This window comes from Hymenobacter cyanobacteriorum (assembly GCF_022631375.1).
In the GTDB taxonomy this organism is placed as follows: Bacteria; Bacteroidota; Bacteroidia; order Cytophagales; family Hymenobacteraceae; genus Hymenobacter; species Hymenobacter cyanobacteriorum.
Map to the genome: position 1 here is coordinate 255,535 of NZ_JALBGC010000004.1, position 25,917 is coordinate 281,451.

At 55.6% G+C, this 25,917-nt stretch carries 29 protein-coding genes; all 29 read left to right on the forward strand.

The genetic code is table 11. The features are described 5' to 3' along the window. Position 1 precedes the first annotated feature (1 nt). The 29 genes from rplL to rpsH all read left to right on the forward strand — a co-directional run bounded on the left by rplL (position 2) and on the right by rpsH (position 25,901). On the forward strand, positions 2 to 382 hold the full coding sequence (gene rplL, locus MON38_RS15325; RefSeq protein WP_241937049.1) for a 50S ribosomal protein L7/L12: 381 nt from the start codon (positions 2 to 4) through the stop codon (positions 380 to 382). 267 nt (positions 383 to 649) lie between these two features. Continuing rightward, positions 650 to 4,519 (forward strand): DNA-directed RNA polymerase subunit beta, encoded by a 3,870-nt coding sequence (rpoB, locus tag MON38_RS15330; protein WP_241937506.1) that lies wholly within the window; start codon positions 650 to 652, stop codon positions 4,517 to 4,519. Between the two features lie 415 nt (positions 4,520 to 4,934). Beyond that, complete coding sequence (rpoC, locus tag MON38_RS15335) at positions 4,935 to 9,287, forward strand: DNA-directed RNA polymerase subunit beta' (RefSeq protein ID WP_241937050.1); 4,353 nt, start codon at positions 4,935 to 4,937, stop codon at positions 9,285 to 9,287. 82 nt (positions 9,288 to 9,369) lie between these two features. Continuing rightward, entirely contained in the window at positions 9,370 to 9,948 is a 579-nt protein-coding gene (locus MON38_RS15340; RefSeq protein ID WP_241937051.1) for a hypothetical protein, read from the forward strand. A gap of 20 nt (positions 9,949 to 9,968) precedes the next feature. Then, on the forward strand, positions 9,969 to 10,292 hold the full coding sequence (locus MON38_RS15345; protein WP_046245258.1) for a DUF3467 domain-containing protein: 324 nt from the start codon (positions 9,969 to 9,971) through the stop codon (positions 10,290 to 10,292). A gap of 34 nt (positions 10,293 to 10,326) precedes the next feature. Further along, positions 10,327 to 10,560, forward strand: coding sequence for a hypothetical protein (locus MON38_RS15350; RefSeq protein WP_241937052.1), 234 nt, complete (start codon positions 10,327 to 10,329; stop codon positions 10,558 to 10,560). A 2-nt stretch (positions 10,561 to 10,562) separates the two neighbouring features. Further along, on the forward strand, positions 10,563 to 10,829 hold the full coding sequence (locus tag MON38_RS15355) for a Txe/YoeB family addiction module toxin (protein ID WP_241937053.1): 267 nt from the start codon (positions 10,563 to 10,565) through the stop codon (positions 10,827 to 10,829). 183 nt (positions 10,830 to 11,012) lie between these two features. Beyond that, positions 11,013 to 11,444 carry a 30S ribosomal protein S12 gene (gene rpsL, locus MON38_RS15360; RefSeq protein WP_068191715.1) on the forward strand — a complete coding sequence of 144 codons (432 nt, stop codon included), beginning with the start codon at positions 11,013 to 11,015 and terminating at the stop codon, positions 11,442 to 11,444. Positions 11,445 to 11,534: 90 nt separating this feature from the next. After that, complete coding sequence (gene rpsG, locus MON38_RS15365) at positions 11,535 to 12,002, forward strand: 30S ribosomal protein S7 (protein WP_035567919.1); 468 nt, start codon at positions 11,535 to 11,537, stop codon at positions 12,000 to 12,002. A gap of 107 nt (positions 12,003 to 12,109) precedes the next feature. Next, complete coding sequence (gene fusA / locus MON38_RS15370; protein ID WP_241937054.1) at positions 12,110 to 14,248, forward strand: elongation factor G; 2,139 nt, start codon at positions 12,110 to 12,112, stop codon at positions 14,246 to 14,248. Between the two features lie 106 nt (positions 14,249 to 14,354). Next, on the forward strand, positions 14,355 to 14,660 hold the full coding sequence (gene rpsJ, locus MON38_RS15375; protein WP_035567915.1) for a 30S ribosomal protein S10: 306 nt from the start codon (positions 14,355 to 14,357) through the stop codon (positions 14,658 to 14,660). 96 nt (positions 14,661 to 14,756) lie between these two features. Beyond that, positions 14,757 to 16,031, forward strand: a complete 1,275-nt coding sequence (locus MON38_RS15380; protein WP_241937055.1) for an O-antigen ligase family protein — start codon at positions 14,757 to 14,759, stop codon at positions 16,029 to 16,031. Between the two features lie 174 nt (positions 16,032 to 16,205). Next, the gene (gene rplC / locus MON38_RS15385) at positions 16,206 to 16,826 is read left to right on the forward strand and encodes a 50S ribosomal protein L3 (protein ID WP_196291005.1); all 621 of its coding nucleotides are present in this window, start codon (positions 16,206 to 16,208) and stop codon (positions 16,824 to 16,826) included. 9 nt (positions 16,827 to 16,835) lie between these two features. Beyond that, entirely contained in the window at positions 16,836 to 17,474 is a 639-nt protein-coding gene (rplD, locus tag MON38_RS15390) for a 50S ribosomal protein L4 (RefSeq protein WP_201985309.1), read from the forward strand. Further along, a complete protein-coding gene (rplW, locus tag MON38_RS15395; protein ID WP_208178125.1) occupies positions 17,474 to 17,761 on the forward strand; it encodes a 50S ribosomal protein L23 in 288 nt (95 codons plus the stop codon). Before rplD ends, rplW begins: the two co-directional genes overlap by 1 nt. 53 nt (positions 17,762 to 17,814) lie before the next feature. Next, positions 17,815 to 18,642: a 50S ribosomal protein L2 gene (rplB, locus tag MON38_RS15400; RefSeq protein ID WP_196291007.1), complete on the forward strand. Its 828-nt coding sequence runs from the start codon at positions 17,815 to 17,817 to the stop codon at positions 18,640 to 18,642. Between the two features lie 3 nt (positions 18,643 to 18,645). Beyond that, positions 18,646 to 18,924 carry a 30S ribosomal protein S19 gene (rpsS, locus tag MON38_RS15405; protein ID WP_068191730.1) on the forward strand — a complete coding sequence of 93 codons (279 nt, stop codon included), beginning with the start codon at positions 18,646 to 18,648 and terminating at the stop codon, positions 18,922 to 18,924. A 1-nt stretch (position 18,925) separates the two neighbouring features. Then, positions 18,926 to 19,339, forward strand: a complete 414-nt coding sequence (gene rplV, locus MON38_RS15410) for a 50S ribosomal protein L22 (RefSeq protein WP_241937056.1) — start codon at positions 18,926 to 18,928, stop codon at positions 19,337 to 19,339. Between the two features lie 6 nt (positions 19,340 to 19,345). Further along, the gene (gene rpsC, locus MON38_RS15415) at positions 19,346 to 20,233 is read left to right on the forward strand and encodes a 30S ribosomal protein S3 (protein WP_196291009.1); all 888 of its coding nucleotides are present in this window, start codon (positions 19,346 to 19,348) and stop codon (positions 20,231 to 20,233) included. A gap of 108 nt (positions 20,234 to 20,341) precedes the next feature. Further along, positions 20,342 to 20,767, forward strand: a complete 426-nt coding sequence (gene rplP / locus MON38_RS15420) for a 50S ribosomal protein L16 (protein ID WP_046246580.1) — start codon at positions 20,342 to 20,344, stop codon at positions 20,765 to 20,767. A 3-nt stretch (positions 20,768 to 20,770) separates the two neighbouring features. Continuing rightward, positions 20,771 to 20,983: a 50S ribosomal protein L29 gene (gene rpmC, locus MON38_RS15425; RefSeq protein WP_196291010.1), complete on the forward strand. Its 213-nt coding sequence runs from the start codon at positions 20,771 to 20,773 to the stop codon at positions 20,981 to 20,983. 5 nt (positions 20,984 to 20,988) lie between these two features. Beyond that, a complete protein-coding gene (gene rpsQ, locus MON38_RS15430) occupies positions 20,989 to 21,285 on the forward strand; it encodes a 30S ribosomal protein S17 (RefSeq protein WP_196286022.1) in 297 nt (98 codons plus the stop codon). A 9-nt stretch (positions 21,286 to 21,294) separates the two neighbouring features. Then, positions 21,295 to 21,663: a 50S ribosomal protein L14 gene (rplN, locus tag MON38_RS15435; RefSeq protein WP_035567895.1), complete on the forward strand. Its 369-nt coding sequence runs from the start codon at positions 21,295 to 21,297 to the stop codon at positions 21,661 to 21,663. A gap of 3 nt (positions 21,664 to 21,666) precedes the next feature. Then, on the forward strand, positions 21,667 to 22,008 hold the full coding sequence (gene rplX, locus MON38_RS15440; RefSeq protein ID WP_201985300.1) for a 50S ribosomal protein L24: 342 nt from the start codon (positions 21,667 to 21,669) through the stop codon (positions 22,006 to 22,008). Between the two features lie 15 nt (positions 22,009 to 22,023). Then, positions 22,024 to 22,578 (forward strand): 50S ribosomal protein L5, encoded by a 555-nt coding sequence (rplE, locus tag MON38_RS15445; protein WP_201985298.1) that lies wholly within the window; start codon positions 22,024 to 22,026, stop codon positions 22,576 to 22,578. 12 nt (positions 22,579 to 22,590) lie between these two features. Continuing rightward, positions 22,591 to 22,860: a 30S ribosomal protein S14 gene (rpsN, locus tag MON38_RS15450; RefSeq protein ID WP_035567891.1), complete on the forward strand. Its 270-nt coding sequence runs from the start codon at positions 22,591 to 22,593 to the stop codon at positions 22,858 to 22,860. Positions 22,861 to 22,956: 96 nt separating this feature from the next. Then, positions 22,957 to 23,832 (forward strand): leucine-rich repeat domain-containing protein, encoded by an 876-nt coding sequence (locus MON38_RS15455; protein ID WP_241937057.1) that lies wholly within the window; start codon positions 22,957 to 22,959, stop codon positions 23,830 to 23,832. Positions 23,833 to 24,058: 226 nt separating this feature from the next. Continuing rightward, positions 24,059 to 25,225 (forward strand): signal peptidase I, encoded by a 1,167-nt coding sequence (lepB, locus tag MON38_RS15460; RefSeq protein ID WP_241937058.1) that lies wholly within the window; start codon positions 24,059 to 24,061, stop codon positions 25,223 to 25,225. A gap of 277 nt (positions 25,226 to 25,502) precedes the next feature. After that, positions 25,503 to 25,901, forward strand: a complete 399-nt coding sequence (gene rpsH, locus MON38_RS15465) for a 30S ribosomal protein S8 (RefSeq protein ID WP_068191741.1) — start codon at positions 25,503 to 25,505, stop codon at positions 25,899 to 25,901. Positions 25,902 to 25,917: the final 16 nt, after the last annotated feature.

Sequence of the window (25,917 nt, forward strand, 5' to 3'; positions counted from 1 at the left end):
AATGGCAGATTTGAAAGCATTCGCTGAGCAGCTCGTAAACCTGACGGTGAAAGAAGTAAACGAATTGGCAGGCATCCTGAAGGACGAGTACGGCATCGAGCCCGCTGCTGCTGCTCCCGTAATGATGGCTGGCGGCGGTGGCGCTGCTGCTGAAGAGGCTCCCGAGGAGAAGACGTCGTTCGACGTTATCCTGAAGGCTGCCGGCGGCCAGAAACTGGCTGTGGTGAAACTGGTGAAAGACCTGACCGGTCTGGGCCTGAAAGAAGCCAAAGAACTGGTTGACGGTGCTCCCAAGCCCCTGAAAGAAGGCGTAACCAAAGACGAGGCTGAGTCGCTGAAGAAGCAGCTCGAGGAAGCCGGTGCTGAAGTAGAAGTTAAGTAGTTTCTGCTCCTGAAGCATCTCCGGACCCGCTTCGAATAAGGATTAGACCTGGCAACTTAGCCAGGTCTTTTCCTGTTTGTAGCGTGTCAACCGCGCGAGCTACCCGGTTCGCGCTTTTGCTATGTCAGCTAACCATCTTGTTGCAGAGGTGGTTAGGGAGTGCACTGCACCGCTGACGGGCCGCCACCCCGGCTTCCTTTATTACGCTTCTGTGTCCATCTTTTAATCCCCATCGCATTGGCTACACCGAAAGCAAAGACGGCCGCCCTGAAGAAAACGGCCGCCGAGCGAATCAATTTCGCCAAGATTAAGAAGGTTATCGAGTACCCGGACTTCTTGGACGTGCAAGTGCGCTCGTTCCAGGAATTCTTTCAGTTGGAAACCGCTGCTGAGCGTCGTTCTAACGAAGGATTGTTCAAAGTGTTCGCCGAGAACTTCCCGATTTCGGACTCGCGCGAAAACTTCGTGCTCAACTTTATCGATTACCACGTCGACCCGCCGAAATATTCGGTTGACGAGTGCATCGACCGTGGTTTGACTTATTCGGTTCCGCTGAAAGCCAAGCTGCGTTTGATTTGCAATGATAAGGACAACGAGGACTTCGAGACGATTGAGCAGGAGGTGTTCCTCGGGAACATCCCGTACATGACCGTGAAGGGCTCGTTCGTTATCAACGGCGCCGAGCGCGTTATCGTATCGCAGCTGCACCGCTCGCCGGGCGTGTTCTTCGCCCAGAGCAAGCACACCAACGGCACCAAGCTGTATTCGGCCCGGATTATCCCGTTCAAAGGTTCGTGGATTGAATTCGCTACGGACGTGAACAACGTGATGTACGCGTACATCGACCGGAAGAAGAAATTTCCGGTGACGACGCTGCTTCGCGCCATCGGCTACGGCACCGACAAAGACATTCTCGACCTGTTCGGACTGTCGGAGGAAGTGAAGTCCGATAAGAAAAACCTCAAGAAAGCCGTTGGTCGCAAGCTGGCTGCCCGGGTGCTCCGCACTTGGACGGAAGACTTCGTGGACGAGGACACCGGCGAAGTAGTGTCGATTGACCGCAACGAAGTGTTGCTGGAGCGCGATGCTACGATTGAGGAAGCTGATATCGACGTGATTCTGGAGGCCGGCGCCAAGTCGGTTATTCTGCACCGCGAGAATGTGAACATTGCGGATTTCGCAATCATTTACAACACGCTGCAGAAGGACAACTCCAACTCGGAGAAGGAAGCTGTTGAGCAGATTTACCGTCAGCTCCGGAACACGGAGGCTCCTGATGAAGAAACCGCCCGTGACATCATCCAGAAGCTGTTCTTCTCGGACAAGCGCTACGACCTCGGGGAAGTGGGCCGCTACCGGATTAACAAGAAGCTCCAGATTGGCATGGACCAGGAGTCGCGGGTGCTAACCAATGAGGACATTGTTCTCATCGTGAAGTACCTGATTGGTCTGAGCAACTCGAAGGCCATTGTCGATGACATTGACCACTTGAGCAACCGTCGCGTGCGCACCGTGGGCGAGCAGCTTTACGCCCAGTTCGGCGTGGGCCTGGCTCGGATGGCACGTACCATTAAGGAGCGCATGAACGTGCGTGACAACGAGGACTTCAAGCCGGTGGATTTGATTAACGCCCGGACGTTGTCCAGCGTTATCAACTCGTTCTTCGGTACGAACCAGCTGTCGCAGTTCATGGACCAGACCAACCCGCTAGCTGAGGTGACGCACAAGCGTCGCGTATCGGCGCTCGGGCCGGGAGGTCTGTCGCGGGAGCGCGCTGGCTTTGAAGTACGTGACGTGCACTACACGCACTACGGCCGTCTTTGCACCATCGAAACGCCGGAAGGACCTAACATTGGTCTGATTTCGTCGCTGTGCGTGCACGCTCGTGTGAATGCCATGGGCTTCATCGAAACGCCTTACCGCGACGTGAAAGGCGGCAAGGTGGACATGAGCGCCAACGTGAAGTTCCTGACTGCTGAGGAAGAGGACACCCACCACATCGCGCAGGCCAACTCCCTGCTGGATGAAGGCGGCAACCTGACTCAGGAGCTGGTGAAAGGCCGTTTTGAAGGTGACTTCCCGGTGGTGAACCCTTCGGAGTACTCCTACATGGACGTGGCCCCGAACCAGATTGTATCGGTAGCTGCATCGCTGATTCCGTTCCTGGAGCACGATGACGCCAACCGTGCGCTCATGGGCTCGAACATGCAGCGCCAGGCGGTGCCGCTGCTTCGTCCCGAGGCTCCGATTGTGGGCACGGGCCTGGAAGGCCGCATTGCCAGCGACTCGCGTACGCTGATTATGGCGGAAGGCGAGGGCGTGATTGACTTCGTGGACGCCAACAAAATCGTGGTGAAGTACGACCTCACGGAGGACGACATCATGGTGAGCTTCGATGCCGAGCGGATTACCTACGACCTCATCAAGTTCCGGCGCACCAACCAGGACACCTGCCTCAACCTGACGCCGCTCGTGAAGCGCGGTGAGCGGGTGACCAAAGGCCAGGCGCTCTGCGAAGGCTACGGCACCAACCAGGGCGAACTCGCTTTGGGCCGCAACATGCAAGTGGCCTTCATGCCGTGGCAGGGCTACAACTTCGAGGATGCCATCGTCATCTCGGAGCGCGTGGTTCGCGACGACATTTTCACCTCGATTCACATTGAGGAGTTTGAGTTGGAAGTGCGCGAGACCAAGCGCGGCGAAGAAGAGCTGACCTCGGAGATTCCGAACGTGAGCGAAGAAGCTGTGCGCAACCTCGACGACAACGGCATCATCCGCCTCGGCGCGGAGGTGAAGGAAGGCGACATTCTGATTGGTAAAATCACGCCGAAAGGCGAGACGGACCCGACTCCGGAAGAAAAGCTGCTCCGCGCCATCTTCGGCGACAAGGCCGGCGATGTGAAGGATGCCTCTTTGAAAGCGCCGCCCTCCTTGCAGGGTGTGGTTATCGGAACGAAACTCTTCTCGCGTCCTAAGAAAGACAAAAACCTCCGGGCCAAGTCGAAGAAGGAAGTGGAAGACTTAAAGGCGACCTACGCGCAGGAACTGCGTGGCGTGAAAGCCATCATGATTGACAAGCTGGTGCAATTGCTGGAAGGCAAAACGTCGCAGGGCATCAAACACCGTTTCGGCGAGGAGATGATTGCCAAGGGCGTGAAGTTCAACCGCAAGAACATCAACGAGGGGATGTTCCCCGAGAAGAACCCATATAAGGACGAAAGCAACTACGCCGTTCCGGAAGAAGTGAACCTGTTTAAGGACCTGATTCTGGAAGGCTGGACGGCTGACGCTCGCGTGAATGGCCTGGTGCTGGAGCTGGTGCGTAACTACGCCAAGCGCCGCAACACCATCACCGCGAAATTCAAGCGTCAGCGCTTCACCTTGGAAGTGGGCGACGAGCTGCCCGCCGGCATTGTGCAACTGGCCAAAGTTTACATCGCCAAAAAGCGCAAGCTGAAGGTGGGTGATAAAATGGCCGGCCGCCACGGTAACAAAGGGGTGGTAGCCCGCATCGTGCGCGATGAGGACATGCCCTTCCTGCCCGACGGCACGCCGATGGACATCGTGCTGAACCCGCTCGGTGTACCAAGCCGCATGAACATCGGTCAGATTTACGAGACCGTACTTGGTTGGGCTGGTCTGAAAATGGGTCGCACGTATGCTACCCCGATTTTCGACGGTGCTACCGAAGACGAAGTGGCTCGTGAGTTGACCGAAGCTGGCTTGCCGGACTGGGGTCGTGCTTACCTGCACGATGGCCTGAGCGGCGACCGTTTCGACCAGCCGGTGACCGTGGGCGTGATTTACATGCTCAAACTCGGTCACTTGGTGGACGACAAGATGCACGCTCGTTCCATCGGGCCGTACTCACTCATCACGCAGCAGCCGCTGGGTGGTAAGGCACAGTTCGGTGGCCAGCGCTTCGGTGAGATGGAGGTGTGGGCATTGGAGGCCTTCGGTGCTTCCAACGTCCTCCAGGAAATCCTGACCGTGAAATCGGATGACGTGGTGGGCCGCGCCAAGGCGTACGAAGCCATTGTAAAAGGCGACGTTCTGCCCAAGCCGAACATCCCCGAGTCGTTCAACGTGTTGCTCCACGAACTCCGTGGTCTGGCACTCGAAATCACGATGGAGTAACTAGTTGTCAGTTATTGGTTGTCAGTTGTTAGGTTCAAAAGGAGCTAGCAACTGACAACCAATAACTGACAACTAAAAGCCTGCCGGCAGGCAACAGGAGGCGCTGATTGAGCGACTCTGGTAACGAAAGATGAGAAAACGCTTCGGTGAAAGAGGAGCGGGGGCTGTTCCGAGATATGGTCAGTGCAGCAGCAAAACCCCTAGTGAATCTTAATCGAAGGCCTTCCCATCATTCCGTCCTGTCAGCAGTTTTAATTTTTCGACCTTTTAGAAGTGCCTTTGCCCGACATACCTATCTGTTAAGCAAAGGCACTTTTTGAAGCGTCAACCTGTTTTGATTCTCTTGCGCCCTTCTGGCGAACGGCGAAGAATCAGGCAGCTCAAAGCCAACAGCTACTAGCTTAACCCCAATCAAATGGCTTTCGCAAAAAACAAGAAAGTAGTTCAGGACTTCTCCAAAGTCACTATTTCGCTGGCCTCGCCCGAAGCAATTCTGGAGCGTAGCACCGGCGAAGTGGTGAAGCCTGAAACCATCAACTACCGCACGTACAAGCCCGAAATGGGTGGCTTGTTCTGTGAGCGGATTTTCGGTCCGGTAAAGGACTGGGAATGCCACTGCGGTAAGTACAAGCGCATCCGCTACAAGGGCATCATCTGCGACCGTTGTGGCGTGGAGGTGACCGAGAAGAAGGTGCGTCGTGAGCGCATGGGCCACATCGAATTGGTGGTGCCCGTTGCCCACATCTGGTACTTCAAGTCGCTCCCCAACAAAATCGGCTACCTGCTGGGCCTGCCCACCAAGAAGCTCGACCAGATTATCTATTACGAGCGGTACGTCGTTGTTCAGCCCGGTTCGCTGGCTGAAGAAGGCGTGCAAGTGCTCGACTTCCTCACCGAGGACGAATACCTGGATATCATCGACAAGCTCCCCCGGGAGAACCAGATGCTGCCCAATGAGGACCCCAACAAGTTCATCGCCCGCATGGGCGCCGATGCCCTGCACATGCTGCTGGAGCGCATCAACCTGGACGAGTTGAGCTACTCGCTGCGTGACTCCGCTGCCCACGAAACCTCGCAGCAACGTAAGGCCGAAGCCCTGAAGCGCCTGCGCGTGGTGGAAGCTTTCCGCGATGCGGCCACCCGCATCGAGAACAAGCCCGAGTGGATGGTAATCCGCATGGTGCCGGTGATTCCGCCGGAATTGCGCCCGCTCGTGCCGTTGGACGGTGGCCGTTTCGCCACTTCCGACTTGAACGACCTGTACCGTCGCGTTATCATCCGCAACAACCGCCTCAAGCGCCTGATTGAAATCAAGGCTCCTGAAGTGATTCTGCGGAACGAGAAGCGCATGCTGCAGGAAGCTGTGGACTCGCTGTTCGACAACTCGCGTAAGGTGAATGCCGTGCGCGCCGAAGGCAACCGCGCCCTGAAGTCGCTGTCCGATATGCTGAAAGGCAAGCAGGGCCGCTTCCGTCAGAACCTGCTCGGTAAGCGGGTCGATTACTCGGGTCGTTCGGTAATCGTCGTTGGTCCTGAACTGAAACTGCACGAGTGCGGCCTGCCCAAGAACATGGCAGCCGAGCTGTTCAAGCCGTTCATCATCCGCAAGCTCATCGAGCGCGGTATTGTGAAGACGGTGAAATCGGCCAAGAAGATTGTGGACCGCAAGGACGCCGTCGTTTGGGATATCTTGGAGAATGTGCTGAAAGGCCACCCGGTGCTCCTCAACCGGGCTCCTACGCTTCACCGCTTGGGTATCCAGGCGTTTCAGCCACGCCTCATCGAGGGCAAGGCTATCCAGCTGCACCCCCTCGTTTGTACGGCCTTCAACGCTGACTTTGACGGTGACCAGATGGCTGTGCACGTGCCCCTCGGCCCGGCTGCTATCCTGGAAGCCTCCATGCTCATGTTGGCCTCGCATAACATCCTGAACCCCGCCAACGGCGCGCCCATCGCGGTGCCGTCGCAGGACATGGTTCTGGGTCTGTACTACGTGACCAAAGGCAAGCGCAGCACCGACAACGAGAAGATTCTCGGCGAAGGCCGCGTGTTCTACTCGGACGAGGAAGTGGTGATTGCCATCAACGAAGGCCAGCTGTCGAAGCACGCTTTCATCAAGGTGCGCACCCAGATTCGCGACGAAAACGACGACCTCGTAACCAAGGTGGTTGACACCGTGGCCGGCCGCGTGCTGTTCAACCAGCTCGTACCCGAGGAAGTAGGCTTCGTGGACGAGCTGCTGACCAAGAAGAAGCTCCAGCAAATCATTTCGTTGGTGTTCAAGCGCACGGGCATGGCCCGCACCGCGCAGTTCCTGGATGACATCAAGACTCTTGGTTTCCAGTCGGCCTACAAAGGCGGCTTGAGCATGGGTCTGGGCGACATCAACATACCCAAGGAGAAGGACGAACTGGTGCTGCAAGCCCAGAACGACGTGAAAGCCGTAACCCAGAACTACCAGATGGGTCTGATTACGGACAACGAGCGTTACAACCAGGTTATCGACATCTGGACGCGCATCAACAACCAGATTACGGAAACGTTGATGGGCCGTCTGGAGAAGGAAAACCAGGGCTTCAACTCCATCTACATGATGATGCACTCGGGAGCCCGCGGCTCGCGCGAGCAGATTCGTCAGCTGGGCGGGATGCGTGGCCTGATGGCCAAGCCGCAGAAGTCGCTGCAAGGCTCGATTGGCGAGATTATCGAAAACCCGATTCTGTCGAACTTCAAAGAAGGCCTCGACGTAATCGAGTACTTCATCTCGACGCACGGTGCCCGTAAAGGTCTGGCTGATACGGCGCTGAAGACGGCTGACGCCGGCTACCTGACCCGTCGTCTGGTGGACGTGTCGCAGGACGTAATCGTAAACGAGCAGGACTGCGGTACCCTGCGTGGCATCGAGACCTTCGCCCTGAAGGATAACGAGGACATCGTGGAGCCCTTGGCCGAACGTATCTTGGGCCGCGTGACGGTGCACGACATCGTGGACCCGCTGACCGGCGAGGTTATTCTGACTTCGGGTTCCGAAATCAAGGAAGACACCACCCGCCGCATCGATGCTACGGCAATCGAGTCGGTAGAAATCCGCTCGGTGCTGACTTGCGAAAGCAAGCGCGGTATCTGCGCCAAGTGCTACGGCCGCAACCTGGCCTCGGGCCGCATGGTGCAGCGGGGCGAGGCAGTTGGTGTTATCGCCGCTCAGTCGATTGGTGAGCCCGGCACGCAGCTGACCCTGCGTACCTTCCACGTAGGTGGTACGGCCTCCAACATCGCCGTTGAATCGAGCATCAAAGCCAAATTCGCTGGTGTGGTTGAATTCGAAGACGTTCGTACCGTAGCAACCGTGACGCCGGAAGGCGTGAAGGGTGCCGTGGTCATGGGCCGCTCGGGTGAAATCCGCATCGTGGAGAAAGGCACCGGCCGCGTCTTCACTTCCAACCACGTTCCCTACGGCTCCTTCATGCTGGTAGAGGAAGGCCAGGAAGTGGAAAAAGGCACCGAGCTGAACACCTGGGACCCCTATAACGCCGTTATTCTGGCCGAGTTTGATGGTACGGTGCAGTTCGACGCCATCACCGAAGGCGTTACCTACCGTGAGGAATCGGACGAACAGACCGGTCACCGCGAGAAGGTCATCATCGAGTCGAAGGCCAAGGACCAGAACCCGTCCATCATCATCCGCCCCGGCAAAAAGGGCGATGCCGAAGGCCAGAAGGCTTACAGCATCCCGGTAGGCTCACACTTGAACGTCGAGAATAACGAGAAAATCACGGCTGGTCACATCCTCGCCAAGATTCCTCGCTCGGTGGGCAAAACCCGCGACATCACTGGTGGTCTGCCGCGTGTAACGGAGCTTTTCGAAGCCCGGAACCCGTCGAACCCCGCCGTGGTATCGGAAATCGACGGCGTCGTAACCTACGGCACCGTGAAACGCGGTAACCGGGAAATCTACGTCGAGTCGAAAGACGGTGTCAAGAAGAAGTACATGGTGCCGCTGTCGAAGCACATTCTGGTGCAGGACAACGACTTTATCCGCGCCGGCATGCCGTTGTCGGATGGCGCCATCACGCCTTCGGACATCCTGAGCATTCAGGGCCCCGGCGCCGTGCAGGAGTACCTCGTGAACGAGATTCAGGAAGTGTACCGCTTGCAGGGTGTGAAAATCAACGATAAGCACATCGAGGTGGTTGTTCGCCAGATGATGCAGAAAGTCGTGATTCTGGATGCCGGTGATACGTCGTTCCTCGAAAACCAGGTGATTGATAAAATCATCTTCATGGCCGAGAACGACATGATTATCGACATGAAAGTGGTGACCGAAGCCGGTGACTCGACCAACCTGAAGCCCGGTCAGATTGTGACGGCTCGTCGCCTCCGCGATGAGAACAGCAGCCTGAAACGCCGCGACCTTGCCCTCGTGCAAGTGCGCGACGCGCAGCCTTCGGTATCGCGTCCCACGCTGCAAGGCATCACGCAGGCCTCGCTGGGCACGGCCTCGTTTATCTCGGCCGCATCCTTCCAAGAGACGACCAAGGTGCTGAGCGAAGCCGCCATCCGTGGCAAGGCCGACCAGCTGCTGGGCTTGAAGGAGAACGTAATCGTTGGTCACCTCATCCCGGCCGGTACTGGCTTGCGCGAGTACACGCGTCAGGTAGTAGGCTCGAAAGAGGAGATGGAAGCTGCCCAAGCCGCTCAGGCTGCCGAAGCTGCCGTTCCAGCCAAGCGCCCCAGCCGTGCTGGCAAGCGCGAAGTGTCGGCTGAGTAATCCGCCGTAGGTTTGTAATGGAAAAGCCGACTGGGGTATCCCGGTCGGCTTTTTCTGTTTTAGCTGGAAAAGAGAATGAATTATGAAATCTTCTTACTTACTTCTGCTACTATTGTTCGGTTCAGTTTCCGCGAAGGCACAAGTCACACGGGAGCTTAAGAAAATCGATTCGCTTGTTGTTCCAGTCAGTATAATCAGACAATTTTATAAGCTGGCGCCAACAAGTAAAAAAGTGTCGTGGACCTTTGAACACACTACACAAGTAGCCGGTCCAGACTATGACTTTTACCGTTCAGAGTTCAGGCAAGATGATAATCCCGGTGGCACAACTTTCGTGGGAGATGGGAAATTGCTGGATTTTCAGGTTTATGCCAGATTAGACACCTTGCCGCCTATAGTTCAGAAAACCATAAGAGGACGATTGAAGAAGGTCAAGCGGCAATACCCGAATGCTGTCATGGATATTTGTGTGATGGGCAATGTGGATGAGAATCCGGATACACACCAGGAAAAGCTGAATGTAATGTATAGTGTTGAGTTCTTCGAATCAGTTGAAGGACGGCTGGCGCTCAAAAGGCTACACAAATTCGCAATTGATAATATGGACAACAAAGGCAGGATTATAAAAGAGAGCAAAGGCCATGTGGTCGATTTTAGATAAAGCAACTTAACACCCGCACTATGCAACCAACCGACCAAAACCCGGACCCCAACGCCATCAACATCGAGCTTTCCGAAGCTATGGCTGAGGGCGAATACGCCAACCTCGCCATGATTGCGCACAGCAACAGCGAGTTCGTGATTGACTTCATCCGCATGATGCCCGGCCTGCCCAAGGCCAAGGTGAAGGCGCGCATCGTCGTCACGCCCGAGCACGCCAAGCGCCTCCTGCAAGCCCTCACCGAGAACATCGAGCGGTTTGAAGCCGCTTTCGGCACCATCAAGATGCAGAGCGAAGCCCCAAGCTACCCAATGAACTTCGGCGGCGCGGTAGGAGAGGCGTAGGGAATTTCTCCAGAGCTTTTTATCTTTACTAGCTATGGAAATTGTCTTCGACGTACCCGCTGACCGTGTTGCTTTCATGCTCGAAATGTTGAGCAGCATCAACTATGTCAAAAATCCCCGGCCTCGCCGCGTCCGCAAATCAGCAGATGTGAAAGAGCAGGATACGACGGAGTATCTGTTGTCTTCAGAGGCCAATGCGGAAAGCTTGCGGCGCTCCATTGCCCAACTGCGCCGTGGCGAAGTGGTGCAAGTTGAAATCGCAGACTGAGTATGAACATCGTTTCATTCTCGGTCGAGGCACTGGGTCATTATCAGTATTGGCAGGAGACAGACAAAGCCATTCTGCGCAAAATCAATCAGCTCTTGAAAGAATGCCTGCGCACGCCATTTGCTGGAACTGGCAAACCGGAACCGTTGAAAGGTGAACTGTCTGGCTTCTGGTCGCGCCGCATTAATCACGAACATCGCTTAGTGTACGAAGCCAAAGGAGACACACTGTTCATCATTGCTTGCCGGTATCACTACGGAAAACGGTAAGCTGAACCAGACACTCCAGCTGCGGAAGCGCCTCCATTTTCCAGTGGGGGCGCTTTCGTTTTTGGGCTAAAACCGACACTCCTAAAATTAACATCCTCACTCTGTTTGCTATTGCGGCGAAATAATCTTACCTTTGCAAGCCAAATTTTAGGGGCAAACGGCTCCAAACAAACCATTCGCTAAATGCCAACCATCAATCAGTTAGTACGGAAAGGCCGTGAGGCTTTGACTACCAAGTCGAAGTCGCCCGCCCTTGATTCGTGCCCGCAGCGTCGGGGCGTGTGCACCCGTGTGTACACCACCACGCCTAAGAAGCCGAACTCGGCTATGCGCAAAGTGGCCCGTGTGCGCCTTACCAACGGTAAGGAAGTAAACGCATACATCCCCGGTGAAGGCCACAACCTCCAGGAACACAGCATTGTGCTGATTCGTGGCGGCCGGGTTAAAGACTTGCCAGGCGTACGTTACCACATCATCCGTGGTGCCCTGGACACCGCCGGTGTAAGCGGCCGCACGCAGCGCCGTTCGAAGTACGGTGCCAAGCGTCCGAAGCCGGGTCAACCCGCCGCAGCAGCTGGCAAGGGTGGCAAAGGCGCACCCGCTAAAAAGAAATAAATAGAATTAGTAGCGAGTAATAAGTATTGAGTGGCAGGCCAGTCCTGCTGCTTGCTACTCAATACTTACTACTACATACTTACTACTATCATGAGAAAGTCAAAACCGAAGAAGCGCATCTTGCTGCCGGACCCTAAGTATAAGGAGACGCTGGTAACCCGTTTCGTGAACTACATGATGTACGACGGCAAGAAAAACCTGGCGTACACCATCTTCTATGACGCCTGCGACCTCGTGGAGCAGCGCACCAAGGAGAGCGGCCTCGAAATGTGGCGCAAAGCGTTGAACAACGTGATGCCCACCGTGGAAGTGAAAAGCCGCCGCGTAGGTGGTGCCACCTTCCAGGTTCCGATTGAAGTGCGCGCCGACCGCCGCATTTCGGTGGGTGCCAAGTGGATGATTCAGTACGCCCGTCGTCGTGGTGAGAAGACCATGAAGGACAAGCTGGCTGGCGAAATCATCGCTGCTGCCAAAGGCGAAGGTGCTGCCGTTAAGAAAAAAGACGACACCCACCGCATGGCCGAGGCCAACAAGGCCTTCTCGCACTTCCGTTTCTAAACTGGAAATTTGGGTTTAGGGTCTTAGGGACTTGGATTTATTTGACGGACTGTTCTGTTAAACGACCCAAGACCTGAGACCCTAAATTTTAAGCCTTAACCAACATCATGGCCGTTAACAAAGAACTTTACTACCTCCGCAACATCGGGATTATGGCGCACATCGACGCCGGTAAGACCACGACGTCGGAGCGTATTCTGTATTACACGGGTAAAACCCACAAAATCGGGGAAGTGCACGACGGTGCCGCCACGATGGACTGGATGGAGCAGGAGCAGGAGCGCGGCATCACGATTACTTCGGCTGCCACCACCACGTTCTGGAACTACCCCACCGATATCAAAGGTGACCCCACCGCTGATACCAAGCAGTACAAAATCAACCTGATTGACACTCCTGGCCACGTTGACTTCACGGTAGAAGTTGAACGTTCGCTACGCGTGCTCGACGGTGCTGTGGCCCTGTTCTGCGCCGTTTCGGGCGTTGAGCCGCAGTCGGAAACCGTATGGCGTCAGGCTGATAAATACAAAGTGCCCCGCATTTGCTTCGTCAACAAGATGGATCGTGCCGGCGCTGACTTCTTCAAAGCGGTGAACGAAATCAAGGAGAAACTGGGCGCAAACCCCATTCCCTTGCAGATTCCGATTGGTGCCGAAGAAACCTTCAAAGGCGTAGTTGACCTGCTGACTGGCAAAGCCATCGTGTGGGACGACAAAACCGAAGGCAAGTCGTACGACGAAATCCCCGTTCCCGAGGACCTCGTGGAAACGGTAGCCGAGTGGCGTCAGAAGCTCATCGAGAGCGTAGCTGAATACGATGACGCGTTGCTGGAGAAATTCTTCGACAACCCCGATTCCATCACGAAAGAGGAAATGATGGTCGTTATCCGCCAGGCGGTTATCGACATGAAGTTCTCGCCCGTGCTCTGCGGTTCGGCCTTCAAAAACAAGGGTGTACAAACGATGCTGGATGCCGTTATGGCCTATCTGCCGTCGCCCCTCGATATGCCCGCCATCATCGGTACCAACCCCGAGAGCGGCGAGGAAATGGAGCGTCACCCCGACAACTCGGAGCCCTTCACTGCCCTGGCGTTCAAAATTGCGACCGACCCGTTCGTAGGCCGTCTGTGCTTTTTCCGCTGCTACAGCGGCGTGCTCGACTCGGGCTCGTACGTGCTCAACAACCGCACCGGCAAGAAGGAGCGCATCTCGCGCCTCATGCAGATGCACTCCAACAAGCAGAACCCCATCGACAAGATTCAGGCCGGTGACATTGCTGCAGGTGTTGGTTTCAAAGACATCAAAACCGGCGACACGCTGACCGATGAAAAGAACCCAATGGTTCTGGAGTCGATGAGCTTCCCCGAGCCGGTAATTGGTTACGCCATCGAGCCGAAAACGCAGGCTGACGTCGACAAAATGGGCATGGCCATCGCCAAGCTCATTGAGGAAGACCCCACGCTGCGCGTAAACACGGACGAGGAAACCGGCCAGACCATCCTCCGCGGCATGGGTGAGCTTCACCTTGAAATCATCATCGACCGCATGCGTCGTGAATTCAAAGTGGAAATCAACCAGGGTGCCCCGCAGGTGGCCTATAAGGAGATTCTCACCAAGGTGGTTGACCACCGCGAGACGTACAAGAAGCAAACCGGTGGCCGTGGTAAATTCGGCGACATCGTTTTCGAACTCGGCCCGAAAGAGTTGGAGCCCGAAAAGCCCGGCTTGGAGTTCGACAACGCCATTGTAGGCGGTGTTATCCCCCGCGAATTCATCCAGCCCATCCAGAAAGGTTTCGAAGAAGCCATGAAGCGTGGCCCGCTGGCTGGCTTCCCGCTCGAAACCATGAAGGTGCGTCTGTACCACGGTTCGTTCCACGACGTTGACTCGGACGCCCTGTCGTTCGAACTCGCCGCCCGTGACGGTTTCCGTGAAGCAGCCAAGAAGGCCGGCCCGAAATTGCTGGAGCCCATCATGGCCGTTGAGGTAGTTTGCCCCGATGAATACACGGGTCCCGTAACCGGTGACTTGAACCGTCGTCGTGGTCTGATGAAAGGCATGGACACCAAAGCTGGAGCCCAGGTTATTAAGGCCGATGTTCCGCTGTCGGAGCTGTTCGGCTACGTAACCGCGCTCCGTACGATTTCGTCGGGTCGCGCTTCGGCTTCGCTCACGTTCTCGCACTACGAGCAAGTGCCTACGAACTTGGCCGATGCCATTGTTGCCAAAACTAAAGGAGGTAAATAAGGACTGAACGGTTCGTGTTTGAGACGGGCAACTGTTTCAAACACGAACCGATAAGCACCAAATCAAAGCTTTTCAAAACGGAGGCAATCGGCTTCCACCAATCACAATGAACCAGAAAATTCGCATTAAGCTGAAAAGCTACGACCACAACCTCGTAGACAAATCGGCCGAGAAAATCGTGAAAGCTGTGAAGGCCACCGGTGCCATCGTTAGCGGCCCGATTCCTTTGCCGACCCAAAAGGAGAAGTTCACCGTGCTGCGCTCGCCCCACGTGAACAAGAAGAGCCGGGAGCAATTCCAGCTTTGCACCTACAAGCGCCTCGTGGACATCTTCTCGACCTCGTCGAAGACCGTTGATGCCCTGATGAAGCTGGAATTGCCCAGCGGCGTTGACGTAGAAATCAAAGTCTGAGGATTCGATTTCAGCGTGAATTGAGTTAAAGCCCCACCGTGATTCGTCGCGGTGGGGCTTTTTCTTGCGAACTTGCGGGACCACTTTTCCGCTTTAATGCATTCTCTTTTCACTCTTGCCCGCTTACACAAAGCTGCATTCTTCTTCTGCGGCTGCATTATCGTGGGCCTTTTCGTTGCGAATTGGTTTCGGCTTCTACCCAGCATCGGCATAGCTGGCCTGATGGCTACCGGACTGATTTATACGTTGTCGCATCGGTGCATCGCAAATAAGCCCCTGTGGCCTGTTTTCGGCAGTTTGACACTAATTTTCGGCTTGCATCTGGCTGCTGGCTTGCATACCGAAGCTGCAAATCTGGACGATTACTGGAAAGATGTTGTGATGCAACTGCCATTGCTTTTGCTACCGCTGGCATTTTGGTTGCTGCCCCCTATGCCCGGGAGGCACTTGCGATGGCTTTGGCTGCTGCTCATCATTATAACATTGCTGGCCGCAATAGGTGCTACTGCAAACTACCTGCTCGACTTCTCCCGAATCAACGAGGTATATCTCCATTCTAAGGTGATGCCGACGGAGCCGGACCATATTCGGTTTAGTCTCCTCGTCACACTGGCAATTGCTGCCGGGATACTGCTCTTGGCGCATAAAGCCGTGCAACAATTGTGGCAGCCGTGGCTGATTGGCGCGGTTGTTATCCTCACGCTTTTCCTCCATCTGCTGGCAGTGCGCAGCGGTGAGATGACTTTCTACGCGCTGGGCTGCTTGGCAGTCTTATGGCTGGTGCTTCGCAAGCGGCAGTGGCTTCGTGCTGCTGCTTTGGCAAACATATTGGTTGTGCTGCCGCTGTTTAGTTACGTAGCGTTTCCCACCTTCCGCAACAAGATTTACAATACCCAGGAAGACGTCAGCAAGGTAGAACAGAACAGTAGTGACGAAGGCAAGAATTTCTCCATTGCGGCGCGGGTTTATTCTTACCGGGCGGCCTACGCAATCTGGGAAGACAACAAGTTCATCGGAGTAGGAAAGCCGGACCTGAAAAGTGAAATGGCCAAGCGCTACGGGCAGCTCTACCCAGAAATGGGGGCCGAGTTCTACATTATGCCCCACAACCAATACATCTATAACCTAGCGGCCTATGGCGCTCTGGGCCTAGCGGTGTTTTGCCTTGGCCTGTTTTACCCTGCGTGGTGGGCGCGACACAAGCACTCACCGCTACTATTGGCCCAATACGTCAGCATTGCCCTATCATTTCTGGTTGAATACACGCTGGAAACGCAGATTGGACTGGCCTTTGTTGTTTTCTTTCTGCTACTCGCGCTGCAGGGTTCCCTGCCCAGCGACGACCCAGACCCAACCTGGCGCCCCGCCTAGCGCTCCGAGCCAAAAGGGCAGGGGAGGGGCGCTTTTCCAAGAGCTAACAGCCTCACTGAGAAAATATTTCTCGGCCACATTGGGATAGCCCCAGCTTTTTTTCTATCTTTGCACTCCCTTAGCGAAAACGGCACTCGGCCGTTTTCTTTTTGTGTTCATTAATAACCAAATAGAATGCCTGGCATCATCGGTAAAAAAATCGGTATGACAAGCCTCTTCACTCCGGACGGGAAAAACATTCCCTGCACGCTCATCGAAGCGGGTCCGTGCGTAGTGACGCAGGTTAAGACTATCGCGAATGACGGTTACACCGCCATTCAAATTGGGTACGGCGAGAAAAAAGAGAAGAACACCACCAAAGCCTTGGTTGGTCACTTCAAGAAAGCCGGTACGACCCCCAAGAAAAAATTGGTTGAATTCCGCCTCGACGCCGAATCGACCTACGCCGCTGGCGCTACCATCGACGCGACTCTCTTCGAAGAGGGCGAGTTTGTGGACGTAGTAGGCACTTCCAAAGGCAAGGGTTTCCAGGGCGTTGTAAAGCGTTACAACTTCCAGGGTGTTGGTGGCCAGACCCACGGCCAGCACAACCGCCTGCGTCACCCCGGTTCTATCGGTGCGTGCTCGTGGCCTTCGCGCGTATTCAAAGGAATGCGCATGGGTGGCCGCATGGGCAACGACCGCGTGAAAGTGCAGAACCTGAAGGTGATGCGCGTAGTAGGCGACAAGAACCTGATTCTGGTGAGCGGCTCGATTCCCGGCGCGAAGAACTCTTACGTGGTAATCGAGAAATAGACTAGTACGATGGAACTCGCAGTATATAACCTCAAAGGCGAAGACACCGGCCGCAAAGTGACCCTGTCTGACGCCATCTTCGGCCTCGAAGTAAACGAGCACGTGATGTACTTGGACGTGAAGCAGTACTTGGCCAACCAGCGCCAGGGCACGCACAAGTCCAAGCAGCGCAACGAGGTGCACGGCACCACCAAGAAGCTGAAGAAGCAAAAAGGTACGGGCGGCGCCCGCGCCGGCAGCATGAAGTCTGGTGTGTTCGTTGGTGGTGGCCGCATGTTCGGTCCTCAGCCCCGCGACTACGGCTTCAAGCTGAACAAGAAGACCAAGCGCGTAGCACGCCTCTCGGCTCTGTCGAGCCTGGCGAAGGATGGCAAAATCTCCGTTGTGGAGAACATCGCCATGACGGCTCCCCGCACCAAGGACTTCGTTGCCATCCTGGACGGCCTCAAGCTGACCAACGGCAAAAAGACCATGCTTGTAACCGGCGAGGTGAACAAGAACGTCATCCTCAGCGCCCGCAACCTGCAGAAAGTGAAAGTGTCGACGCCCATCGGCCTCAACACCCACGACCTGCTGAACACGGACACGCTCCTGATTTCGGAAGACGGCATGGCTTCATTGGTTGAACTCTATAGCACCGCCGAATAATGAGCACCCTGAAACGCCCCATCGTTACCGAAAAGGCCACCGGCCTGAACGAGAAAGGTCGCTACACGTTCGAAGTGGAGCGCACCGCCAACAAAGTGCAAATCAAGAAGGACATCGAATCGCTGTACGGCGTGACGGTGACCGAAATCAACACGATGCGCACCATTGGCAAAATGAAGTCGAAAGGCACCAAAGGCGGCCAGGTTTCCGGTCGCCGCGCCCACGGCAAGAAAGCCATTGTGACCGTGAAAGAAGGCGATGTAATCGACTTCTACGGCAACCTCTAGGCCGACCCAGCTTCGCCTCAAATTTTTCGCCGCAAAAGCACAACTAGCTAGTAATGGCACTTAAAAAACTCAGACCAACAACCCCAGGGCAGCGCTTCCGCGTTGCGCCGGCGTTCGACGAGATTACGACGTCGACCCCGGAGAAGTCGCTGATGACTTCCCTCAGCAAATCGGGTGGCCGGAACTCTTCCGGTAAAATGTCCAACCGCTACATCGGCGGTGGTCACAAAACCCAGTACCGCATCGTGGACTTCAAGCGCGACAAAGCCGGTGTTCCGGCCGTCGTGAAGTCCATCGAGTACGACCCCAACCGCACTGCGCGCATCGCCCTCGTCAACTATGCCGATGGTGAGAAGCGTTACATCATCGCTCCCGCCGGCATGACGGTAGGCGCGAAGATTGTGTCGGGTCCGGGCGTCGCTCCCGAAGTAGGCAATACCTTGCCGCTGCGCGAGATTCCCCTCGGTACCATCCTCCACAACATCGAGTTGCAGCCCGGCCAAGGCGCTGCAATGGCTCGCTCGGCCGGTACCTACGCCCAAATCGTAGCCCGCGAAGAGAAGTACGCCACGCTGAAATTGCCTTCGGGCGAGATGCGCATGGTGCTCGTTACCTGCATGGCCACCGTTGGCACCGTATCGAACGGCGACCACATGAACACCGTGATGGGCAAAGCCGGCCGTAACCGCTGGGCTGGTCGTCGTCCCCGCGTTCGTGGTGTGGTAATGAACCCGGTCGACCACCCCATGGGTGGTGGCGAAGGCAAATCGTCGGGTGGTCACCCGCGGAGCCGCAATGGTATTTTGGCCAAGGGCCAGAAGACCCGCAACAAGAACAAGTATTCGGAGAACCTGATTGTGAGCCGCAAAGGCAAGAAGTAATATATGGCACGTTCACTCAAAAAAGGGCCGTACATTGACTTCCGGCTGGAAAAGAAAGTCACGGCACTCGAAACGGCTGGTAAGAAATCGGTGGTAAAGACTTGGTCGCGCCGCTCGATGATTTCCCCGGATTTCGTTGGCCACACGTTCGCTGTTCACAACGGCAATAAGTTCATCCCGGTGTATGTGACCGAGAACATGGTAGGGCACAAGTTGGGCGAATTCGCCCCGACGCGCAACTTCCGTGGTCACGTCGCCAAAAAAGATAAAGGCAAGCGCTAAGATGGAAGCAGTAGCAAAACTCCGCAATGTGCCGACCTCGCCTCGTAAGATGCGTTTGGTGGCCGACCTCGTGCGCGGCAAGAAAGTGACCCAGGCCCTCGGCCTGTTGCGCTTCGAAGCCAACATCGGCGCCGAGAAGATTGAGAAACTGCTCCTTTCGGCCTTGGCCAACTGGCAGCAGCACAACGAAGAAGAGCGGATTGAGGACGCAAACCTCTACATCAGCGAAATCTTCGTGGACGAAGGCCGCCAGCTGAAGCGCCTGCGCCCCGCCCCCCAGGGCCGTGGCCACCGCATCCGCAAGCGCAGCAACCATGTGACGCTCAAAATCGACACGAAGGTTGAAAAGCTTGGTTCCAAGCACGCCAAGCAAGTTGGCACTACCGAAAACCCTAAGGCCGACGCCAAATCCTAATTTAGTATGGGACAGAAAGTAAATCCGGTTGGCTTCCGCTTGGGAGTAATCAAAGGCTGGGACTCCAACTGGTACGGCGGCAAGGACTTCGCCGAGAAATTGGTGGAAGACGAGAAAATCCGCAAGTACATCAACGCTCGTATTCAGAAAGGTGGCATTAGCCGCATTGTGATTGAGCGCACCCTGAAGCGCATCACCATCACCATCAACACGGCCCGTCCGGGTGTGGTGATTGGCAAAGGCGGCCAGGAAGTTGACAAGATTAAGGACGAGCTGAAGCAAATCACCAGCAAAGACGTTCAAATCAACATCTTCGAAATCAAGCGTCCGGAGTTGGATGCCAAGCTGGTTGGCGAGAGCATCGCCCAGCAGTTGGCCGCTCGTATCTCCTTCCGTCGCGCCATGAAGATGTCGATTCAGGCTGCCATGCGTGTTGGTGCCGAAGGCATCAAGATTCAGTGCGGTGGCCGTCTCGGCGGTGCAGAAATTGCCCGTTCGGAGCAGTACAAAGAAGGTCGTACGCCGCTGCACACGCTGCGCGCCGATATCGACTACGCTTTGTCGGAAGCTCAGACCGTGTATGGCAAAATCGGTATCAAGGTGTGGGTGATGCGCGGTGAGGTGTTCGGCAAGCCCGACCTCTCGCCCAACCAGCAGCTCACCAACCCCGGTGGTGGCGAAGGTGGCGGTGGTCGTCGTGACGACCGTGGCCCCCGTGGCGAGCGTCGCGAAGGCGACCGTGGCCCGCGTCGTGACGGTGGTGCCGGTCGTGGCAACGCTGGCGGTGGCGACCGCGCCCCCCGTGGCGCTGGCGACAACGCCGGTCCCCGTCGCAACGGTCCCGCCCAAGGCGGTGGTGCTGCCGGCGGTGCCGCTCGCGGCCCGCGTCGCTAGAACAAAGTCAAGCCATTTCGCTTCGTTTGCCGCTTTCCGGTGAACGAAGCGAAATGTTCGGCTGTTCGCCCCTCTCTCTTACAGAACACTCTCTTTTATTAAAATCAAATGTTACAACCGAAAAGGACCAAGTATCGCAAGATGCAAAAGGGTCGCGTAACAGGCCTCGCCTACCGCGGCAGCTCCATAGACTTCGGTTCGTTCGCTATCAAGTCGCTGGAAGTGTCTTGGATTACGGCTCGCCAAATTGAGGCTGCTCGTATCGCCATGACCCGCGCCATGAAACGCGAAGGGCAAGTATGGATTCGCATTTTCCCCGACAAGCCGATTACCAAGAAGCCCGCTGAGGTGCGCATGGGTAAAGGCAAAGGCTCGCCCGAGTATTGGGTGGCCTGCGTGAAGCCCGGCCAAATCATGTTCGAGTCGGACGGTGTGTCGCTGGAAGTAGCTAAAGAATCGCTGCGTCTGGCGGCTCAGAAGCTCCCCGTAAAAACTTCATTCGTGGTTCGCCGCGACTATACGGACGCTGCTTAAGTCATGAAGAACAAGACCGACCTCAAAGGCCTTTCCGCTGAAGCGCTGAAAGAGCAAATCAAAACCGAGCAGGCTCAGGGCCAGCAGCTGCGTTTCGCCCACGCGATTTCGCCCCTGGAAAACCCCGCCCGCCTCAAGGCCAACCGTAAAAACGTCGCCCGCTTGCTCACCGAGCAGACTCGTCGGAACAACGAGCAGGCCTCTAACCCCGCTTAATTCCGATGGCAACCGACGTAACAACCCAAGACCAAGCCGTAGCTGAAGACTCGCGCAACATGCGCAAGGAAATCACCGGCACGGTAACGAGCTCGAAAATGGACAAGTCCATCACCGTGGCTGTGGTGCAGAAACAAAAGCATCCCAAGTACGGCAAGTTCGTGACCAAAACCACGAAATTCCACGCCCACGACGAGAAAAACGAGTGCGGCGAAGGCGACACGGTGCGCATCATGAGCACCCGTCCGCTGAGCAAGACCAAGCGGTGGCGCCTGGTTGAAATTGTTGAACGCGCTAAATAATCTGAACCGATGATACAGCAAGAATCCCGCCTGACGGTGGCCGACAACAGCGGCGCCAAGGAAGTCCTCTGCATCCGCGTTTTGGGTGGCACGGGCAAGAAATACGCCAGCGTTGGCGACAAGATTGTGGTAGCCATCAAGTCGGCTATCCCTTCGGGCAACGCCAAGAAAGGCACCGTGAGCAAGGCCGTCGTGGTACGTGTGAAGAAGGAAGTGCGCCGCAAAGACGGTTCGTACATTCGCTTCGACGACAACGCTGCCGTGTTGCTCAACAACAACGACGAGCCCCGCGGCACGCGCATCTTCGGCCCAGTGGCCCGCGAGCTGCGTGAGCGTCAGTTCATGAAAATCGTATCCCTAGCCCCCGAAGTACTCTAAGCCATGGCTATCAGAAAAGCAGACCCCGTGCAACTGCACGTAAAGTCGGGCGATACCGTGAAGGTGATTGCTGGCGACGAAAAGGGCAAAACCGGCGTTATCAAGTCGGTAAACCGGGTGACTCAGCGCGTAACCGTTGAGGGCCTGAACCTGGTGACGAAACACAACAAGCCGAGCGCCAAATCGCCCCAGGGCGGCATCACCAAGATGGAGGCGCCCATGCACGTGAGCAACGTGCAGGCTATTAACCCCACCACCGGTGAGCGGGTGCGCAAAGGCGCCGCAGCGGCCGCAGCTCCGGCTGCCCCTGCCAAAGCCAAGCGTGCCTCTGCCAAAACGGCTTAAGCAGCCCCCACCATCATGGCCCGTCTCAAAGACATTTATAAAAAAGACGTTGTACCCGCGCTCCAGGAGAAATTCCAGTTCAAGAGCATCATGCAGGTACCCCGTATCACCAAAATCTGCATCAACCGCGGCATTGGCGCGGCGGTAGCCGACAAGAAATTGGTCGACAACGGCGTGGAAGAACTGACGGTTATCACCGGCCAGAAAGCCATTGCCACCATCGCCAAAAAATCGGTGTCGAACTTTAAGCTCCGCGAAGGCATGCCCATCGGTGCGAAAGTGACGCTGCGCGGCGAGAAAATGTACGAGTTCATGGACCGTCTCTTGACGGTGGCCCTGCCCCGCGTACGTGACTTCAAAGGCATCAACGACAAAGGGTTCGATGGTCGTGGCAACTACACGCTCGGCGTGAAGGAGCAAATCATCTTCCCTGAAATCTCGATTGACAAAATCAAAGGCATCTCGGGCATGGACATCACGTTCGTGACCACCGCCGAGAACGACGAGCAGAGCTACGAGCTGCTGAAGGCGTTCGGTATGCCTTTCGCCAATGCTAAAAAAGACGCTTAATCTTCCGAACTCATGGCTAAAGAATCCATCAAAGCACGGGAGCGCAAGCGCATTGCCACCGTGGCCCGCTACGCTGAGAAGCGCAAGGCTCTGAAAGCTGCCGGCGACTACGAAGGTCTCGACAAGCTGCCCAAAAACGCTTCGCCCGTGCGCCTGCACAACCGCGACATGATTGACGGCCGCCCCCGCGGCTACATGCGCAAGTTTGGCATCAGCCGCGTGCGTTTCCGCGAAATGGCTCTGGCCGGGAAGATTCCCGGTGTGACCAAGTCGAGCTGGTAGTCCAGTTTAGGCTTTTCGCTAAGCAACAAAATAGGCGCTTCCACTTTGGTGGGGGCGCCTATTTTTGTTTTAACTGATTTCTAATTCCTCCGACACATGGCAACTTATGTTGATGCAGCTTCAGGGCTGAATTTTAGGCATACAGATGGGTTTGACGACTCGCTATTGGTTGACTCCGGTAAGATGGATGCTACCCTTGACTATATCAAAACTCATAGAGCTGCAAAGCTTGAGTTGAATGGCTCGTGGGGATTTAAACTGGAAGACCTCCGCTTTTTAGATGGCGTTGAGCATTTGGTAAAAGGATTGGACGTGGTTGAAAACAGGTTGAACCTAGTTGGAATTGAGAAGCTAAAGAATCTCAAGTATCTGAGGCTAACTGACGAGTTGAACCAACCAGTAAAATTTGATGAGTTCCAGCAATTGGATTACTGTACACTGGATTGGAATCAGGTATACAGTGAAGCTATTTTCCCCGCTAGTATTACTCAACTTCAAATTGGGGCTTACAAACCGAAATTTGGCTTCAACCAAGAGTCTTTAGATAATCTAAGAAACATTACTAAAATCAAGCTAATCCAAGCTGCTATTAGCGACTTATTCCTACTCAATCACTGCGGTAGCTTAATCCGTGTTGACATTGCTTACTGCCGTTCACTGACGGACGTAAGTGCTCTGGCAAAACATGCAAATTCACTGATTAGGCTTGACATTGAAAACTGTAAGAAGATAGCCGATTTCAGCCCCTTCGACGAGTTAATAAAGCTTCAATGGTTAAATCTATGCGGTTGTAAGTCCGTACCGAGTCTTTCGTTTTTGCGGAACCTACCAGAGATAAGTCATTGTGTTTTTTATGACACCGTGATAGAAGACGGCGATTTGTCTTACCTGAAAGGTATCGACCAAGTAGCCTTTAATAACAAGGCGCACTACTCGTTAAAATCAAAGGATTTTGAATACAAATGGTCATAGCTTGAATTGCTATTAAAAGTATCTGCCGAGCCTGCCGTCCCACCAGTTTCTTCAGATGCGCGCCAGGCGGGTGGGTGAGGGGTGGAGAAGATGAATAAGGTAGCAGAATATAAAGAGCAGGTATATAGACAAGCCGTACTATTCTAACCAGCGGCGCGTTAGAGCAATCCTTAGTTGCTGCGGCGCTATCGTGGCGATTGTCTCACCTTCTCTTCAGCCGGAACCCATGCGGATACCCTTCTTCCAGACCAAACGCGAGACCCAAAACCCCGCGCCCAAGCCGCCCAAAACCAAAACCCGCGAGTGGGCCGACTCGCTGATTTTTGCGATTGTGACCGCCACGCTGCTCCGCTGGTCGGCAGTGGAGGCCTACACCATTCCCTCCGAAAGCATGGAGGGCACCCTGCTGGTGGGCGATTACCTGTTCGTGAGCAAGCTACACTACGGCCCCATCACGCCCCAAACACCCTTGCAGGTGCCCCTCACGCACCAAACCCTCTGGGAAAAAGGCCCGCAAAGCTATTCTGACCTCATTCAGCTGCCCACCTACCGCTTCCCGAGTTTCAGTTCGGTGCAGCGCAACGATGTCGTGGTCTTCCATGTGCCGCACGAGCCGCAACGCCCCGCCGACCTGCGCACCAATCTCATCAAGCGCTGCATCGCGGTAGCGGGCGATACGCTGGAAATCCGCAATGGCCAGGTATTCCTTAACGGCCAGCCGGGCGCGGTAGCCGGCCAGCCCCAGACCACCTACTTCATGGCCGTGCCCGCGCCAAACGATGAAATCCGCCGGGCCCTGCGCGAGCACGGCGTGGTTGATTACCGCGAGCCCGATGGCATTCCCCAGGTCGTAGCCGACCCGGCTACCGGGCAGTCCGGCTTCGTCATCAGCTGCCCGGCCGATGTGGCCAGCTACTTCCGCCAGCAGCCCTACGTGAAAGCCCTGACCGTGGTGCCCTATGAAGTTTCTCTGTTTCCTGATGCGGCTGACTTCGATGTCTCCACCGCCGTCAGTGCCGCGCCCAACCATTGGCAGCTCGACCAGTATGGCCCCCTGCCCGTGCCGAAGAAAGGCCAGACCGTCAATCTCACGCCGGCCAATGCGGCCATCTACTATAAAATCGTGTCGCAGTACGAGCACAACCAGGGCATCAGTTGGAAGGATGGCATGATTCAGCAAAACGGCCAGCCGCTCACCCGCTACACCATCAAGCAGAACTACTACTTCATGATGGGCGACAACCGCCATAACTCCGAGGACTCGCGCTTCTGGGGCTTCGTGCCCGAGGACCACATCGTAGGCAAGGCCATTTTCGTCTGGCTTTCCCTCGACCCGAATGCCGGCTTCTTACACAAAATCCGGTGGAGCCGCTTGTTGCGGTCCATCAGCTAATAGCTAGATTCAGGTCTGTTCGCCGATACAGCAGCCAGCATAGAGTAGGAATTTCCGCACTGCCCTTGCAAAAGCCCTGTAAGCCTGCTACCTTTGCACTCCCAAAACCTCGAGGCTTGCCTCAAAACCATTTGGCAGGTTGCCAAAAGAAACCATTGGCCGGACCGTCGCCGGACGTGCCAAGTAGTCTTAACCGAAATTTCGTTGGTCCCGTTGGGCACCCGGCGAAATTTTCTTATCTTTGCGCTCCGAAAAAAGCGGACGTATTTAATAAATAATGAACACTGACCCCATTGCCGACTACCTGACCCGGGTACGCAACGCCATCAAGGCGAACCACCGGGTGGTAGAAATCCCGGCCAGCAACATCAAAAAGGAAATCACGAAAGTGCTGTACCACAAAGGGTACATCCAGTCGTACCGTTTTGATGATTCGTCGGTTCAGGGCACCATCAAAATCGCCCTGAAGTACAACCCCACCACGAAGGCCCCCGCCATCACCAAGCTGCAGCGCGTTTCGACGCCCGGCTTGCGTCAGTACGTGGCCGCCGACAACCTGCCCCGCGTCCTCAGCGGCCTGGGTGTGGCCATCATCTCGACCTCGAAAGGCGTGATGACGGAGAAAGAGTGCAAAACCGAGAACGTGGGCGGCGAGGTGCTGTGCTACGTGTACTAGTCCGGAACCGCTTTAG

Excerpts from the sequence above, each read along its gene's own strand:
- rplL (WP_241937049.1), top strand. The coding sequence starts at position 2 with ATGGCAGATTTGAAAGCATTCGCTGAGCAGCTCGTAAACCTGACGGTG.
- rpoC (WP_241937050.1), top strand. The coding sequence starts at position 4,935 with ATGGCTTTCGCAAAAAACAAGAAAGTAGTTCAGGACTTCTCCAAAGTC.
- MON38_RS15340 (WP_241937051.1), top strand. The coding sequence starts at position 9,370 with ATGAAATCTTCTTACTTACTTCTGCTACTATTGTTCGGTTCAGTTTCC.
- MON38_RS15345 (WP_046245258.1), top strand. The coding sequence starts at position 9,969 with ATGCAACCAACCGACCAAAACCCGGACCCCAACGCCATCAACATCGAG.
- MON38_RS15350 (WP_241937052.1), top strand. The coding sequence starts at position 10,327 with ATGGAAATTGTCTTCGACGTACCCGCTGACCGTGTTGCTTTCATGCTC.
- MON38_RS15355 (WP_241937053.1), top strand. The coding sequence starts at position 10,563 with ATGAACATCGTTTCATTCTCGGTCGAGGCACTGGGTCATTATCAGTAT.
- rpsL (WP_068191715.1), top strand. The coding sequence starts at position 11,013 with ATGCCAACCATCAATCAGTTAGTACGGAAAGGCCGTGAGGCTTTGACT.
- rpsG (WP_035567919.1), top strand. The coding sequence starts at position 11,535 with ATGAGAAAGTCAAAACCGAAGAAGCGCATCTTGCTGCCGGACCCTAAG.
- fusA (WP_241937054.1), top strand. The coding sequence starts at position 12,110 with ATGGCCGTTAACAAAGAACTTTACTACCTCCGCAACATCGGGATTATG.
- rpsJ (WP_035567915.1), top strand. The coding sequence starts at position 14,355 with ATGAACCAGAAAATTCGCATTAAGCTGAAAAGCTACGACCACAACCTC.
- MON38_RS15380 (WP_241937055.1), top strand. The coding sequence starts at position 14,757 with ATGCATTCTCTTTTCACTCTTGCCCGCTTACACAAAGCTGCATTCTTC.
- rplC (WP_196291005.1), top strand. The coding sequence starts at position 16,206 with ATGCCTGGCATCATCGGTAAAAAAATCGGTATGACAAGCCTCTTCACT.
- rplD (WP_201985309.1), top strand. The coding sequence starts at position 16,836 with ATGGAACTCGCAGTATATAACCTCAAAGGCGAAGACACCGGCCGCAAA.
- rplW (WP_208178125.1), top strand. The coding sequence starts at position 17,474 with ATGAGCACCCTGAAACGCCCCATCGTTACCGAAAAGGCCACCGGCCTG.
- rplB (WP_196291007.1), top strand. The coding sequence starts at position 17,815 with ATGGCACTTAAAAAACTCAGACCAACAACCCCAGGGCAGCGCTTCCGC.
- rpsS (WP_068191730.1), top strand. The coding sequence starts at position 18,646 with ATGGCACGTTCACTCAAAAAAGGGCCGTACATTGACTTCCGGCTGGAA.
- rplV (WP_241937056.1), top strand. The coding sequence starts at position 18,926 with ATGGAAGCAGTAGCAAAACTCCGCAATGTGCCGACCTCGCCTCGTAAG.
- rpsC (WP_196291009.1), top strand. The coding sequence starts at position 19,346 with ATGGGACAGAAAGTAAATCCGGTTGGCTTCCGCTTGGGAGTAATCAAA.
- rplP (WP_046246580.1), top strand. The coding sequence starts at position 20,342 with ATGTTACAACCGAAAAGGACCAAGTATCGCAAGATGCAAAAGGGTCGC.
- rpmC (WP_196291010.1), top strand. The coding sequence starts at position 20,771 with ATGAAGAACAAGACCGACCTCAAAGGCCTTTCCGCTGAAGCGCTGAAA.
- rpsQ (WP_196286022.1), top strand. The coding sequence starts at position 20,989 with ATGGCAACCGACGTAACAACCCAAGACCAAGCCGTAGCTGAAGACTCG.
- rplN (WP_035567895.1), top strand. The coding sequence starts at position 21,295 with ATGATACAGCAAGAATCCCGCCTGACGGTGGCCGACAACAGCGGCGCC.
- rplX (WP_201985300.1), top strand. The coding sequence starts at position 21,667 with ATGGCTATCAGAAAAGCAGACCCCGTGCAACTGCACGTAAAGTCGGGC.
- rplE (WP_201985298.1), top strand. The coding sequence starts at position 22,024 with ATGGCCCGTCTCAAAGACATTTATAAAAAAGACGTTGTACCCGCGCTC.
- rpsN (WP_035567891.1), top strand. The coding sequence starts at position 22,591 with ATGGCTAAAGAATCCATCAAAGCACGGGAGCGCAAGCGCATTGCCACC.
- MON38_RS15455 (WP_241937057.1), top strand. The coding sequence starts at position 22,957 with ATGGCAACTTATGTTGATGCAGCTTCAGGGCTGAATTTTAGGCATACA.
- lepB (WP_241937058.1), top strand. The coding sequence starts at position 24,059 with ATGCGGATACCCTTCTTCCAGACCAAACGCGAGACCCAAAACCCCGCG.
- rpsH (WP_068191741.1), top strand. The coding sequence starts at position 25,503 with ATGAACACTGACCCCATTGCCGACTACCTGACCCGGGTACGCAACGCC.